At 69.8% G+C, this 14,186-nt stretch carries 11 protein-coding genes and 2 pseudogenes; 5 read left to right on the top strand and 8 right to left on the bottom strand.

The genetic code is table 11. From position 1 onward, the window contains the following. Positions 1 to 4 precede the first annotated feature (4 nt). The 3 genes from ND747_RS02560 to ND747_RS02550 all read right to left on the bottom strand — a co-directional run bounded on the left by ND747_RS02560 (position 5) and on the right by ND747_RS02550 (position 3,452). Complete coding sequence (locus tag ND747_RS02560) at positions 5 to 1,201, bottom strand: cytochrome P450 (protein ID WP_251731422.1); 1,197 nt, start codon at positions 1,199 to 1,201, stop codon at positions 5 to 7. Beyond that, a complete protein-coding gene (locus tag ND747_RS02555; protein WP_251731420.1) occupies positions 1,198 to 2,379 on the bottom strand; it encodes a hypothetical protein in 1,182 nt (393 codons plus the stop codon). Before ND747_RS02555 ends, ND747_RS02560 begins: the two co-directional genes overlap by 4 nt. Before the next feature lie 527 nt (positions 2,380 to 2,906). Next, positions 2,907 to 3,452: a MarR family transcriptional regulator gene (locus ND747_RS02550; RefSeq protein WP_308204545.1), complete on the bottom strand. Its 546-nt coding sequence runs from the start codon at positions 3,450 to 3,452 to the stop codon at positions 2,907 to 2,909. Between the two features lie 211 nt (positions 3,453 to 3,663). On the opposite strand from ND747_RS02550, the gene ND747_RS02545 reads away from it, so the two are divergent. The 3 genes and pseudogenes from ND747_RS02545 (at position 3,664) to ND747_RS02535 (ending at position 7,028) form a co-directional block, all read left to right on the top strand. Further along, the gene (locus ND747_RS02545; protein WP_374216128.1) at positions 3,664 to 5,400 is read left to right on the top strand and encodes a DHA2 family efflux MFS transporter permease subunit; all 1,737 of its coding nucleotides are present in this window, start codon (positions 3,664 to 3,666) and stop codon (positions 5,398 to 5,400) included. A gap of 638 nt (positions 5,401 to 6,038) precedes the next feature. After that, positions 6,039 to 6,265: pseudogene (locus tag ND747_RS02540) on the top strand (potassium-transporting ATPase subunit C); the annotation flags it as partial. 58 nt (positions 6,266 to 6,323) lie between these two features. Next, positions 6,324 to 7,028, top strand: coding sequence for a response regulator (locus ND747_RS02535; RefSeq protein ID WP_251731417.1), 705 nt, complete (start codon positions 6,324 to 6,326; stop codon positions 7,026 to 7,028). Positions 7,029 to 7,498: 470 nt separating this feature from the next. Here ND747_RS02535 and ND747_RS02530 read toward each other — a convergent pair whose 3' ends face one another. Both ND747_RS02530 and ND747_RS02525 read right to left on the bottom strand, forming a co-directional pair. Next, the gene (locus tag ND747_RS02530; RefSeq protein ID WP_251731415.1) at positions 7,499 to 7,879 is read right to left on the bottom strand and encodes a VOC family protein; all 381 of its coding nucleotides are present in this window, start codon (positions 7,877 to 7,879) and stop codon (positions 7,499 to 7,501) included. Positions 7,880 to 8,060: 181 nt separating this feature from the next. Next, positions 8,061 to 8,783 carry a YafY family protein gene (locus ND747_RS02525; protein ID WP_251731414.1) on the bottom strand — a complete coding sequence of 241 codons (723 nt, stop codon included), beginning with the start codon at positions 8,781 to 8,783 and terminating at the stop codon, positions 8,061 to 8,063. A gap of 390 nt (positions 8,784 to 9,173) precedes the next feature. On the opposite strand from ND747_RS02525, the gene ND747_RS02520 reads away from it, so the two are divergent. Together ND747_RS02520 and ND747_RS02515 are read left to right on the top strand one after the other, a co-directional pair. Beyond that, entirely contained in the window at positions 9,174 to 10,001 is an 828-nt protein-coding gene (locus tag ND747_RS02520; protein ID WP_251731412.1) for an ABC transporter permease, read from the top strand. Positions 10,002 to 10,093: 92 nt separating this feature from the next. Then, entirely contained in the window at positions 10,094 to 10,285 is a 192-nt protein-coding gene (locus tag ND747_RS02515) for a hypothetical protein (protein WP_251731411.1), read from the top strand. A 187-nt stretch (positions 10,286 to 10,472) separates the two neighbouring features. Here the strand turns inward: ND747_RS02515 and ND747_RS02510 are convergent, their stop codons facing one another. The 3 genes and pseudogenes from ND747_RS02510 to ND747_RS02500 form a co-directional block, all read right to left on the bottom strand. Then, the gene (locus tag ND747_RS02510; protein ID WP_251731409.1) at positions 10,473 to 11,939 is read right to left on the bottom strand and encodes a sialidase family protein; all 1,467 of its coding nucleotides are present in this window, start codon (positions 11,937 to 11,939) and stop codon (positions 10,473 to 10,475) included. 312 nt (positions 11,940 to 12,251) lie between these two features. Then, entirely contained in the window at positions 12,252 to 12,752 is a 501-nt protein-coding gene (locus ND747_RS02505) for a response regulator (protein WP_308204544.1), read from the bottom strand. A 147-nt stretch (positions 12,753 to 12,899) separates the two neighbouring features. After that, a pseudogene (locus ND747_RS02500) lies at positions 12,900 to 14,186 on the bottom strand (hypothetical protein); the annotation flags it as partial.

Genomic DNA, 14,186 nt, shown 5'->3' with positions numbered 1-14,186 from the left:
CCGGTCAGCTCGGGGTGAAACGGATGCGGATGCGGTCGTAGGCGCGGGTGAACGTCGCCGGCAGGATCTTCGGCTCGTCCGGGTCGACGAGCTCCCAGTCCGGGATGCGACGCAGCAGCTCCTCGAACATCACCCGGATCTCCAGCCGGGCGAGGTTCGCGCCCAGGCACACGTGGGTGCCGAACCCGAAGGCCAGGTGACGCAGCGAGGTGCGGCCGACGTCGAGCGTGTCGGGGTCGGTGAACGCCCGCGGGTCGCGGTTCGCCGCCGGGTAGAGCAGCAGGATCTCGTCGCCGGCCTTGATCTGCTGGCCGTGCAGCTCGTGGTCCGCGGTGGCGGTCCGGCTCATGTTCAGCACCGGGGACACCCAGCGGATGAACTCCTCGGTCGCCTTGGACGACAGCAGTTCGGGCTTCTCGCGCAGCAGGTCGCGCTGGGCGGGGTTCAGCGCCAGCTCGCGGATCATCGAGCCGATGACGGTCCGGGTCGTCTCCGCCCCGCCGTCGAGCAGCAGCAGCGCCTCCTCGAGCACCCGCTTCGTCGTCCAGCCCTGCCGGTGGGCCCACAACGAGAGCAGGTCGTCGCGTGGCTCGACGCGCCGCGCGTTGATCAGCTCGGTGGTCGCCTCCGAGAAGTCCCGGATCAGCCCCGGGATTTCCGGGTGGGCGGTGTGCGGGGGACCGCTCGGAGAGGTCTGGCCGGCCAGCAGCATGATCTGCTCCGACCAGATGCGGACCTTCTCCCAGTCGGAACGCGGGTAGCCCAGCAGGTCACCGATCATGATGGCGGGCAGTCGCGAGGCGATCGCCTCGATCGCCTCGCACTCACCGAGTGGCGTGACGGCATCGAGGATCTCGGTGACGACGTTGCGGACCTGCTGCTCGTGGTTGCGCATCGCCCGCGGCGTGAACTGTGGGGCGACGATCACCCGTGCGGCGTGGTGATCCGGCTCGTCCAGGTTGATCATCGACTCGTCGAGGCGCTGGTCGATGTGCGGCCGGGAACCGTTGAACGACGAGTACAGAACGTCGTTCTTCTCCGCGGCCATCACATCGGCGAACCGGGAGAACACCCACACCCGCTGTACCGGATCCCAGAAGACCGGGGCCTCGTCACGCAGCCAGCGGTAGGACTCCCACGGATCCACGTAGAACGCGGGATCCAGCACGTTGATCCGCCGGTCGGCGGCAACCGTCGTCACTTGGAGTAGGACGCGCGGTAGTCGGTCTCCTCGGTGAGGCCGAGTTCCGGCCAGACACCGTACAGGATGCTTTCCATAATTCCGTACCCCACCGCATCTCCCTCGCGGACCCGCATGGGTGTGTCGCGCAGCTGCCCGAGCTCACGCGCCTTCTCGCCGAACCAGCAGTCTTCGATGTGCTCGCCCTCAAGGTGCAGCGGGCCCGCCCAGGAGCCATGAATATGGCCGTTCCACGAGCCGTAGCCGCCGGTCTTCAGGAAGAAGCCCGTTTCGCCCAGCGCCTCGAACTCGACGACCCGCTTGTCACCGGCCTCGGTGATCAGATGCAGCTCGCCGCCGCGCACGAACCTGGTCCGCGGGTCGTAGGTGACGTGTACCTCGGCATCGCGAATCTTGGTCTGGGTGCCGTCCGGGTTGTTGATGTGGGCGGAGGTGTAGCCCCACAGCCCCTGCGCAATGAAGATCGACATCTCGTAGTAGCTGCCGTCCGGACGGCGCACGAAGGAGACGGTCCACTTCATGCCGCTGCGGTCCGCACTGTGCGCGGTCGTGCCACCGGCGCCGGCCCCGCCTTTGATCAGGTCGGGCGGCGGTGCGCCGACGGACTGGCGGATGCCCCACGAATGGTCCCGGTACCCGAACCACGAGTCCTCGCTGACCTCCACGGTCTCACCGTCGACCGTCACCGTGCCCCGGACGTGGCCGCCCTGGTGGTAACGGACGACGTTGACGTCGATTCGCCCGGTGTTCTTGTTGCGGACCAGGTTGCGGTCCTCGAAGAACGGCGGGGTCACCCCGGTCAGGACCAGATCGAAGGAAATCGGCTGGATATCGTTCGGCGCCAGCTGGAACCGCACCTGCTTCAGCGGGTCGAGGACCTCGTACTCGATCGGCCCGACCCCGGTCCGATCCGGCGCGGAGCTCAGTTCCCGGCTGCCCCGGACCGTCCACTGCTCACGCCCCCGGGACACCCCGGCGAACCCGTCGATGATCCCCCGGTTGCGGTACTTGCCCAGCCCGAAGTCGACCTGCAGGGAACCGTCCTTGCTCGCCAGCGACCCCCAGATCTTCTCCGTCCAGGCGAGATCGGACTCGGCAACGGTGGCGAAGGTGTCCACGAGCTGGTGGTTGAGCGTCTCGTCCGCGCCGGTGAGCGCCCCGATGTCCCTCGGTGCCATCTGAACCTGTCCCCTCATCATCGCGAGGAGGCGCCGGCGGGCGACCCACCACCACCTCGGCACAGGGGACACCGCTGCCCGACCAGCCCCTGATCGGCCCTTGACCGCAGCGGATATCGGCCGCATCGGTGCCCCTGGCTTACAGCGGAACACTATTGCATGTTTGTCTCATCTCGCTCAAGACGAGCGTGCCACCTTGATCCACTCTGTTCCCGCTGTCCCTTCCCCGCTCCGGAGCTCCTGCGCAGGCTGCTCGCTCCGGCTTCCCGTCTCCCGTTTCTCCTTCCGCCCATCTCCGCCACCGCGCCCATCTCCGCCACCGCGCCCGGGTCGGCCTGATCCGCGCCCGTCTTCCCACCCCGACCCCCGACGTGACGTATCCGTCCGACTTTGCGCGGTTGTCGCACCGGTCGGCGAGCGGACCGGCGTGACCGCTCCCGGGCGGCCTGCACTGGCCCGTGACGCTTTGTGTCAGATCGGTGTCGACCTCGCCGGGTCGGTGCGGGTGGCCGGGCGGGTGCGGGTGGTCAGCGCTGGGTGTCGACGTGGACGTCGACAGGGTGCGGGCGCAGGGCGGACAGGATGGTGGGCTCGCCATCGACCACGCGCAGCAGCAGGTGCAGGAGCTGGGACTGCTCGTCGGGGGAGAGCCGCTGTAGGGAGGCGGGCGGGACGGACAGGAGCTCCTGGGCCCGGGCGAGCACGTGCTGGCCCTCGTCGGTGAGGGTGACCGTCTTTGCGCGCCGGTCGGTGGGGTGCGGCTCGCGGCGGGCGATGCCGCGGCGCTCGAGCAGGTCGACGACGCTGGTCAGGTAGCTCGGGTCGTGGCGGAAGGTCTCGACCAGCGCGCGCATCGGGCGCGCGCCGTTCGAGAGCACCAGCAGGAGTTTCAGGGCCGCCGGCGTGAGATCGAGTTCCTGGCAGACCAGGGTCATCCGGCTGGGCGCCTCACCGCTGAAGGTCAGTGCCAGCATCGCCCGCCACGCCTCGCGAGCCATCTGGGCACCGGCCGGGGCGGCCGAGCTGGCCGCGGTGGCAGCAGTGGCCTCGGTGGTGGCGTGCTGGCTCGTCACGGTGCGGACCCCCTCGTAGGCGACCCCGGGTACGCCTGGCTCAGGACCTGATCGTACGGTAAATCGCCTGCTCATACTATTGAGGCCACAATATATTTGACTCAATTCAAATGAATGCCGGATGCTGACGGTGGCGCCCAGGTGCCCCAGTCGTCCCAGCTGCCCTGCCTGTCCCAGCCGGCAGCCACCCCTCTCGCCAGGGAGATCTCCCGTGTCAGACCAGCCGAACACGGCCTCGCCACCGGCCAGCGAACCGCCGGCAGCCGAGCCGCGAGCCGCAGCACCGCAGGCCGCGCAACCGCAGGCCGCGCAACCGCAGGCCGCGCAACCGCAGACCGTCACACCGCGGTCCACTGCGCCGTCCGACCCTGGTGCCATCGATGACGCCAAACTCGACCCGGCGCTGATCCGCCTGGCCGCCACCGTCATGCTCGGTGCGATCATGGTCATTCTCGACACGACGATCGTGTCGGTGGCCATCCACGCGCTCGGCAACGAGTTCGACACCTCACTGTCCACCATCTCCTGGGTCACCACCGGCTACCTGCTGGCCCTGGCCGTCGTGATCCCGCTGGCCGGCTGGTCGGTGCAGCGCTTCGGCGCGGTGCGGATGTGGAACATCTCGCTGTCGCTGTTCGTGCTCGGCAGCGTGCTGTGCGGGGTGGCCTGGTCGGCGCAGGCGCTGATCGCGTTCCGGATCCTGCAGGGCATCGGCGGCGGCATGATCATGCCGATCTGTATGACGCTGCTCGCCCAGGCGGCCGGCCCGAAGCGGATGAACCGGGTGATGAGCATCGTCGGTGTGCCGACGCTGATCGCACCCGTGCTCGGGCCGGTCATCGGCGGCCTGATCGTCGATCACCTGAGCTGGCGCTGGATCTTCTACGTGAACGTGCCGATCGGTGCGGTCGCGTTGTTCCTGGCCTGGCGGGTGCTGCCCCGCGGCGACCGCGGTTCCGCGAGCCACCGGCTGGACGTGCCGGGCCTCGCGCTCATCTCACCGGGGCTGGCCGCGCTCGTCTACGGTCTGTCCGAGGCGGGTAACGGCGGCGGCTTCGGCGCGGCCAAGGTGCAGGTCAGCATCGCCGTGGGGCTGGTGCTGCTGGTCGGCTTCGTCGTGCACGCGCTGCGCCACGACAACGCCCTGCTCGACCTGCGGCTGTTCCGCAACCGCACGTTCACCGTCGCGAGCGTCGCCACGTTCGTCATCGGCGCCATGCTGTTCGGCGCGTTGTTCCTGCTCCCGCTGTACTGGCAGGTCGCCCGAGGGGAGAGCGCCAGCGACGCCGGCCTGCTGCTGGCCCCGCAGGGCCTGGGCGCCATGATCTCCATGGCGATCGCGGGGCGGGTCGCCGACCGGCGCGGCCCACGGGCGGTCGTCCCGGTCGGCATGGCCCTGTCGCTGCTCGGCACGCTGGCGTTCACCCAGGTGGACGGGCACACCAACATCGCCCTGTTGACCGGCGCGCTGTTCGCACGCGGCCTCGGGTTCGGTGCGGCGATGATGCCCGCGATGGCCGCCGCCTACGCCACCCTCGAACCGTCCGCGGTGCCGCGGGCGACCACCACGCTGAACATCCTGCAGCGGGTCGGTGGGTCGTTGGCCACCGCGCTCGTCGCCGTCGAGCTGCAGCACGCCATCACCCACCGGCTGCCGGGCGTCACCGGTGGGTCGGCGCTCGCCGAGTCGGCGGGGGTGAAACTGCCCGGGCCGATCGCGGACCAGGTCGGCGAGGCGTTCGGCGTCACCTTCTGGTGGATCGTCGCGCTGACCGCCGTCGGCTTCGTCGCCAGTCTCTTCCTCCCCGGCCGCCCCGCCTCCGCCGCCCTGCTCGGCGGCCCGGCTGCCCTCGACGCTTCGGACAGCGCCGACGCCTCGGGTGGTGCCGGCGGGGACGGTGCGGCCGAGCCGGTGACTCCACATGCCGCGCCGGTCGCGGTCGAGTAGGCCGTCGTGCTGGAGCAGCCGGAGACCGACCTCGGCCCGTCCGGACAGGTCGGTTGGCAGCCGGCGGGACCACCGCCGCCGCCACCGCTGGCCAGAGCGGCTGCGCCAGGCCGGCCCGGGTTCCCGGGTTCGCGCCGCTACCGGGGGTCGATCCGCCCGACGGATCGGTCGGTGGGGGAGACGCACGGGATGACGGCTGGGTGATCGGGTCGTGCACGCACTGCTCACCCTGCAGGGACAGCCCGGCCGGACAATCCGCCGGGATCGTGTGTCGAGGTCAGTCCGGATTGACGAACAGGTGTGGCGGTGTGGCAGCCGGGACGTTGATGACCGTGGTGAGGCCGCCCACCGAGCGGCATGACACACCATGACCAAAGCGGGCCCGCAGGTTGCGACAATCTCGGGCGTGTCGATCAATGTGGTTCTTCCGCGGGGTTCGACGTGAAACTCTGTCCGTTTCGTGCCGGCAGAAGGACCCATCCGCCCCGCCCCGCCCCGCCGCCCGCCCGCCGGCGACAACGGCCCGTGACAGCGGGGACGTCGGCCGTCGAGGCCAGCCCGGCAGGGCGACGTGACAGCCGAAGCCGGACCACGATGATCAGATGGTCGAGGATGTCGAGGGACAGGTCGACGGAGTCCCGGCGCATCCTGCCGTGCCCGCCGACGTGGTGACCGCTTCCGGCAGCGGCCTCGACCCACAGATCAACACCGCCTACGCTGACCTGCGGGCCGCTCGGGTCGCCCGCACCTGTGGGCTGCCCGCGGCGCAGGCCCGGTTCCGGGCGGACGTGCACACCACCGGCCGGGGCCTCGGCTTTCTCGGCGAACCGCCGCGGACGTGCTGAACCTCAACCGAGCGCTCGACGCGCTCACCCGGCACAGCAGGAGAAACGGCGGTAGAAACCGGGACGGAGGGGACGCGGGTGACGCGGATTCTGCTTGTCGAGGACGAGCCGCAGCTGCTGCGGGCCCTGCGGATCAACCTACGCAGCCGCGGCCACGAGGTCCGCGCCGCCGTCGGGGGAGCCCAGGCGCTCGCCGAGGCCGCCGGCCACCCGCCCGACCTGGTCGTGCTCGACCTCGGCCTGCCCGACCTGGACGGCATCGACGTTATTCGCGGCCTGCGCGGCTGGACCCGCGTCCCCATCATCGTCCTGTCCGGGCGCACCTCCGGCCCCGACAAGATCGCGGCTCTGGACGCCGGCGCCGACGACTACGTGACGAAACCGTTCTCCATCGAGGAACTGCTAGCCCGCATCCGCGCCGTCACCCGCCGCGCCACCCCCACCGAGACCACCCCTGTCATCACCCTCGGCCACCACCGCGTCGACTTCACCACCAAAACCGTCACCGTTCTCCCAGCCGAGGGGCGAGGGGGAGCGGAGCCCTCCGCCTCGCTGCGGCTGACCCCGACGGAATGGCGGCTGCTGGAGGCCCTGGTCCGTGAGCCCGGCAAGCTGATCTCCACACGGGCACTGCTCGACCAGGTCTGGGGCCCCGGCCATGGTGACGACACCTCCAGCCTGCGCCTTTACGTCAACCGCCTACGCCGGAAACTCGAACCCGACCCATCCCGCCCCCGCCACCTCACCACCGAACCCGGCATGGGCTACCGCTACCAGCCATAAGAAGAGATCATCTATACATCCGCGGTGGTTCCGTCCGCGCTGATGGAACGGGCAGGATTCGCGGCGACGGTTCGAGAAAACGGATGGTTGAAGCCGAGAACGCGCTGGCAATCGGTGCTGTGCTGCGCTGTGCTGTGCTGTGCTGCTCGAACGGGGATGGCCTGGTCGAGGCGTCCCGCCATCTGGTGGGCGCCGGCGAGGGGGAGAGGTCCTCATCCCGACGACGATGCAGGTCGGCCTGGGTGCGATTCCCCCATGCTTCGCGATCCGGCGGCCACAGAGCCCGCCGGATGACATCGCTGGCCTTTTCGTCTGGTTGGCGGTGGGTTTCAACGAGCCACCGATTTTCCTCGGCTGGCTGGAACCAAATAATCATTAAACGAGATTGTGGTAAATGTTGAGTGTTGGGAACGTGTCTGCTGTGGCCCGGGTGTCGGCCGCCCGGGCCACAGTCAATGGGCGTGGGCTGGTCAGCCGGCCGGTGGGGTGAAGACGCCGAAGGTGTTGCCGGTGGGGTCGGTGAGTTCGGCGAAGACGAGACCGTCCGGGGTGGTGGTCGGGGGGACGTGGACCTTCCCGCCCTGCTGCTCGGCTTCGGCGCACACCGCCGGGACATTCCGGACGAGAACGTTGAAGATCGCCCCCTTCGGGTGCCCGCCGTCGGGCGTGGTCAGCCCACCGCTGGGCTTGTCGGCCCCGGCGTACGTGATCATTTCGTAGCCGCCGATGGCGTCGTCGGGGGCGAACCGCCAACCGAACAGGTCGCCGTAGAAGGACTTCGCGACGTCCGGAGTATCGGTGCTGATCTGGAACCAGGCCACCGTGTTGAAGGGCGGTGCTGCGTCGGACATGGGGTCTCCTGCCGGTCGAGGAACGCGATGACCCCACGTTCGCAGCGGCTGGCGACAACCCTGTGTCGGTGTTTCCGAGGCACTTTTTCGGCGCGTTCGACAGCGGCCCGACCGGCCGCGACCTGGCTGGCGGCGTTCCGAGCCGCAGGGGTCTGACCGGTGGCGGCCTGCCTGGTGGACGTCAGGCCAGCAGCGGCGTGGACTGCGGGATCCCGTAGCGGCGGGACACCTCGTCGGCGGGGATCCGCTCGGGGGCGGGTACCCCGGTCTCCCGGACGGCCGCGATGCGGTCCAGCCGGAAGACGCGCAGGTCCGCCCGCAGCCGGCACCAGGCGATGAGATACCAGCGCTGCTCGAGCACCGTGAACGTCACGGGCTCGACCTCACGCGTCGTCGCCTCCCCGGTCTTGTCCAGATAGGACAGCTCGAGCACCTGACGCCCGCGCAGCGCGCGTTCGATCACCACCGGTATCGCCGTGGCCGCGGGAGGCTGACCGGTATCACCCGCGCTGGCCGGCCCGAGGAACCGCACCCTTGCGGCGAGCTGCTGGGTGGGTGCCGCGTCGCTCGGAGCCATCACGGCGAAGATCTTGCGGATCGCCTCCTGGCCGGCCCGGCCGAACGGCCCGAGGTCGGCCTGGCGCAGGGCGACGGCGATCGCCACCGCCTCCGACGGCGTCAGGTTCAGCGGCGGGAGAGTCATCGCCGGGTCGATCGTGTAACCACCCAGTCGGCCCACATCGGCGAAGATGGGCACGCCCGCCTGCTGCAGTGCGCCGATGTCACGCTCGATCGTGCGGACACTGACCTCGTAGTGCGCGGCGAGCTCCCGGGCGGAGCGCCGGCGGGGAGCACTGGCCCGCAGCTCCTCCACCAGCGCGTACAGCCGTTCGGTCCGGTTCACGCCCGCATCGTAGGTTTCGCCACTGACATTCTCCGCCGGGCCGGAGCCTCCCGGAGGTCCCGGGAACGCCAGCAACCCAGGACAGTGAGAAGTGCTGTCAGAGCGGGATCCCGGGGAGAACCGCCATGATCCGGCCGGTGCCTGCACCGGCACCGGAGTAGGCGCAGGGACGGCCGCGGGCACGGGCACGGGCCGCCGGGTGGCTTCTTGTGGATCACGCAGGTCGTCGCGGGTCATGCCCCGATGCCTGGTCGATGGGCCCGGTGACAGTCGGGATCAGCGACCGCACATCGAGGGGTGACTCCGGACGTGGCCCAGATGAGAAGACGCGGGCCCATCAGCGCAGGGATTGCCTGCTGCTCCTTCGGTGCGCGGCGGCGGCGATGATGGGTGTGGCGCGGGCCATGCTGCTGTCATGTCGGCAGCGGTCCGGCCTGGCCTGGCCTGGCCGACACCGTTCGGTCCGAATGGTCGAAGGTCGTCGCCCGGCGGGGCACCTACACGACGCTCGGGATCGGATTCGTGCTGGCGGTCGTGGCCACCACCGGTGCGGCGGTCGCCGTCGGCGCCAGCTGGGACCACTGGAGTGCCACCGATCGGGCTGGCTTCGACCCGATCGTCTACAGTTTTCTGGGCCTGATTCTCAGTGGCATCTTCGCGGTTGTGCTGGGCATCCGGGTGGTGTCCTCGGAATACAACACCGGAATGATCCGGTGGACGCTGACGGCCACCCCGAACCGTTCCCGCGTGTTCGCTGCCAAGATGGCTGTGGTGGCACTTGTCACCGGGGCGGCGGGTCTTGTCACCAGCGTCATCCTGTTCGGAATCGGCCAGCTGGTCTTCGGCGCCTACGACGTGCCCTCGGTCAGCCTCACCGAGAGCACCGTGCTGCGCGCCGTGCTGGTTCAGGCGGTGGTGACGCCGGTGTATCCGCTGATCGGCGCGGCCCTGGCCGGCGTTGCCCGGTCCGCGGTGGCCCCACTGACCGCGGTCCTGGTTCTGATCTTCGCGCCGAGTGTTCTGGCCGCGTTCGTACCGGAGTCCTGGCGTCGGGTGCTGCGGTTCACTCCGGGGGCGGCCAGCGACGCCCTGTCGTTCACCTCGTCACCCGATCCGTCGACCGAGGTGGGCATCCTTGCCGCGATTCTGGTGATCGCGGCCTGGTTGGCGGCGTTCCTCGCCGTCGGCGGTCTGCGGTTCGCCCGCCGTGACGCCTGACCGAACGGCACCTCGGCCACTGCTTCGGTCACCGCCCCGGCCGCGGTACCGGTTGCTGCCCGGACCCCGAACTCTGGCGCATCGTGGTCGGTATGAAGAACACCGCCGAGCCGGTCGTTGTCCGCCAGGTGCTGGACTCCTTGCGGCGTCGAGCACCGGCCGGTCGCCGCGGGGGAGACCGAGATCCTGCTGATCGAGCCGACCGGCACGACGAGGTACCCGACCATGTTGTGGTCACGACCGGCACCCACCTCGACGGCCCGAACCTCGGCCCGAACACCTGACACCTGATACCTGCGCCCGGCCACCGGGCGCGGTTGCCCTGGCTGGCATGGATGCACCGCTCCGGTCCGCGAAGCGAACGAGCCGGAGCGGTGCACCCGTGAACACCAGCCCTACGAGGTCGGCGTCAGATCCGATTCCTCCCGCCGGCGGTTGTGTCGCCCTGGGTCAGGTCGGCGTTGGCTCGCTCTAGCGTGTGGGGAACAGCCGAGCCGCGGTGAGAACACCCTGGTCGTTGCTGCCGGCGGTCTTGCGGCTGAACACCGCCCAGCCCACGCCGTTGCGGGAGAAGGCGAGGTAGGCGTTCGCCTCGTCACCGTACTGCCCGTTGCTGAGGGTGATGCTGCCGTTGCTGCTGGCGGCGGGGGTGTCGAGGTCGGCGGTGGTGAAGCGAGGCTGGGCCGAGTCGGCGTTCAGGGATTCGGTGATGATCGCATGAGCGGGACCGGCGTAGAGCCCTGGGAAACCGGCCGGGCTCGTCGGCCGCGTCGGCACGGTGGTCTGCAGCCCGGCGATCACGACGTGGCCCGCGGCATCGGCCACGATGTCGCCGTGGATCAGGGAGAACGTCGTGCCCGGGGCCATGACGTTGACCGGCGTCGACCAGGTGCGCGCACGGTCACGGGAGTAGGACAGGTACAGCTGGGTGTCGGTGTCGTCAACCCAGACCGCGTAGACCGTCCCGGCCCTGTCGACGGCCACCCGCTGCTGGCCGTACAGCTCACCGCAGGCCAGGCTGCCCGGGATCGGCTGCTGGCGCCAGGTCACGCCGTAGTCCTCGGAGACAGCGATCATCTCGCGGCACTTGTTCTCGGGAACATAGGGATAGGTGGTGTTCTGCAGGCGGCTGGGATCGAAGCCGGTGAACTCGGGATAGTCGAAGTAGATGGTGCCGTCCGGCGCCGTGGCCCCGACGCCGGCCTCAGTGGTGGCTGAGGCGATCCTGTCCATTCGCTGCCAGGTCACGCCGGCGTTCAGCGAACGGTAGACGAACCGCTGTCCGCCCACCAGGTGCAGCCCCACGCCCATGAAGTAGATCGCGCTCGGGTACGCGTTGCCCTTGGGCGCGGGCCCGGTGACGAGTTTGCCCCAGTCGTAGGTGTCACAGCCCACGGTCCTGCCGGACCAGGTCAACCCGAGGTTGTCACTCCAGGAGATCACCGACCCGGACTTCCCGCCGCAGGACCTGGCAGCCAGGCTGGTCAGGTAGTAGACCCGGTCCGTGCGCGGATCGATGTGCACGTAGCCGTGCACGCCCGAGGTGTGGTCGTCGCCGTTGGCAATCTTTGGCACGTTCACCGCCGACCAGTGCCGGCCGCCGTCGATCGACCGCAGCACGCCGCCCGTCGCACGGGCGATGAAAAGCACACCCGTACGCGACACCTGAATCGAGGGCGACATGTTCTTGTACCCGGTCGGATACAGGCAGCCCTGGGACGGCGAGGCCCGCACATCCGTCCGGTTCGGGCCGTGGCTCTGGGCCGGGGTGCACTGGACTCCGGCCGGCGGGCTGGAACTCGGTGCCGCCGGACCTGCGGTACCGCTGGCACCGGAAGGGCCTGCCGGTGTCGCGCCGCTGGCCGCCGCAGCGGAAACCCCCAGCACCAGCGACGTTAAAAGCAGCGCCAGCGCGGATAGCCACGCACTTCTGCGCATGAAAACTCCCTGCTGTTCGTCGAACGGTCTCGTCTCCGATCGCGCCAGCGTTCAGAACCACTGTTCCTGGATTGACTCGGAGGATTCCCGACGATAATTCCTGGGGTGCGGGTAGGCTACCTGGATCCCCACCTTTGGGCGCAGGTGACTGCGCTGTCGCCCGTACACGTTCGGTCGAGTTGCCAATCCAGTGCACACGCTGCGCTGTGAACGGCCCCGGCGAGAAACGTTGATATGTTGGTGTCGACCGAAAGCAGTGGGCGGGTGATTCGCCTCGGCCGGGGTGCGGACTTCGAGCTCCCGGTCGCCTCTTCAACGACCGTGGCGGCCAAAGGGTTCGGGGGTGTGATCGGCAGTCGAGGATGGTCCGCTCCGGCCGGGCACCGGAAGTCGGACCTCGGTAAGAAAGAATCGTTCGATCTTCCGAATCACATGCGCAAACTGATGAAGATCGACGGGCTTTGTCACGAAAGCACAGGCGTGCAGATCGTAGCAGGTGTCGATGTCGGCCCTCGACGCGGATCCGGTCAGCACGACAACCGGAATGGAGCGCAGCTCGACGTCCGCCTTGAGCTCGGCGAGCAGCGCCCGGCCGTCCTGCCTGGGCAGCTGGAGATCCAGCAGAATCAGGTTCGGTCGCGACACCCGGGCGGCGCTGGTCTGGCCGCGCAGGTAGGCCAGCGCGGAGACGCCGTCGGCAACCACCCGTAGGCGGGCCGCCACGCCCTGGTCCGCCAGCACGATCTCGACCATCAGGGCGTCGCCCGGATCGTCCTCCACCAGAAGAATCTCGGCAGGCGCCGAATTCGGCACTGCACCTCCCGTTGCCCCGCGGCCACCACCGTTCCCGGACACGGTCTTACCATTTCGCGCGCGCTCACTGCCTGCCGTGGTCCAGGAACGGAGCGAGTGGATGCCGGGGTCGTACCGCACAGCAGGCTGCGCCAGCGGCAGGACAGCTCATCGGGTTGCCGACGCCGATCCTCGTCCGCGCGCAAGCACCGCTGGTGCATCGGCCCGGACGGCCGGAACCGGCAGCGTAGCCGGACCAGGCAGTCCACGCGGACCAGGCAGTCCACGCGGACCAGGCAGTCCACGCGGAACCGGCGGTGCAACGGGGCGGGGAAGTGGGTGAACAGCCACCATGCCAGGTCGAGAGGCGGGCTCGGTGGCTGGGCGGACCCGGCGGGTGAACACGGTCAGGGCCGCCAGCAGCAGGCCCAGGGTGGCCAGGACGCGCAGCGAGGTGGCGAGCTGCATGATCGGTGGGGTGGCGGTGTCGAACGCTGCCTGCAGCAGGGCGATGCGCACGGCGCACGCCGTCACCGACCGCCCCTGCCCGGCCGTGCGGAACACGCCGTCGAGAACCAGCACCCAGACGCCGGTGATCAGCATCGCCCCGACCAGACCGAGGTTGATCACGGCATCGCCGAAGGCGGTGATCGTCGAGGAGGTGGGCAGGTCCGCTGGTAGGTCGAACACGGCATGACTGATGCGTCGTCCCTGGTCCGCGGTCGGCTTGTCCGCATACAGGAACCGGGGGACGAGGACGCTCACCTGGTCGCCCAGTCGCACCGCGGCGCGGGCCCCGGGATCGTCGCGCAGTTCCAGCCCCCGCAGCAGGTACGGACGGTAGTCGAGTCGGCGGACGACCACCGTCACGAGCGACCCGGACGCCGGATCGGACGCACGGGACCGGTACCCCGACTCGTCCGCAAGACCCGAGCGCACAACGTTGCCGACGACGAACAGTCCACCGATCACCCACGCGGCGAGGGCCGCGCGACCCACCCGGGACAACCACACCGCCCACGGGTCGGGACGCCGTCCGGAGCCGGTGCGGGCGAGGACGCCGCGGCCGGCACCAACGCCGGCGCCGGCGAGCAGGGTGGCCAGGCACAGCTGCGGCGCCGCTCCGCGGAACCCGGTCAGCACCAGCAACGCCGCCTGTACGGCGAACATCACCCAGGCCGTGGTGCGCAGCCCGATCGAGGACGGCCGTCCCGGGCCGGAGGTTCGGTGGTCGTGGACCGACAACAGGGCGGCGCCGGCGAGCATCGGGCCCACGGCGGCCAGCAGCCCGGGGTAGCCCGCGCCCGACGTCCCACCGGCGTACTGTGCCGAGACCCCGACGGCCCCCGCTGCCAGCAGGAACGCCCGCCCGGCGGCGGCCAACGCCGACAGTGCCAGCACCCCCCAGGTCAGCTGGATCGCCGCGGCACCGGCCACAGCGACGCCGCCTGTGGC

Origin of the sequence: Frankia sp. R82, assembly GCF_023716925.1 — a bacterium.
GTDB lineage: Bacteria > Actinomycetota > Actinomycetes > Frankiales > Frankiaceae > Frankia.
This window is presented reverse-complemented; position numbering and strand designations above follow the sequence as displayed.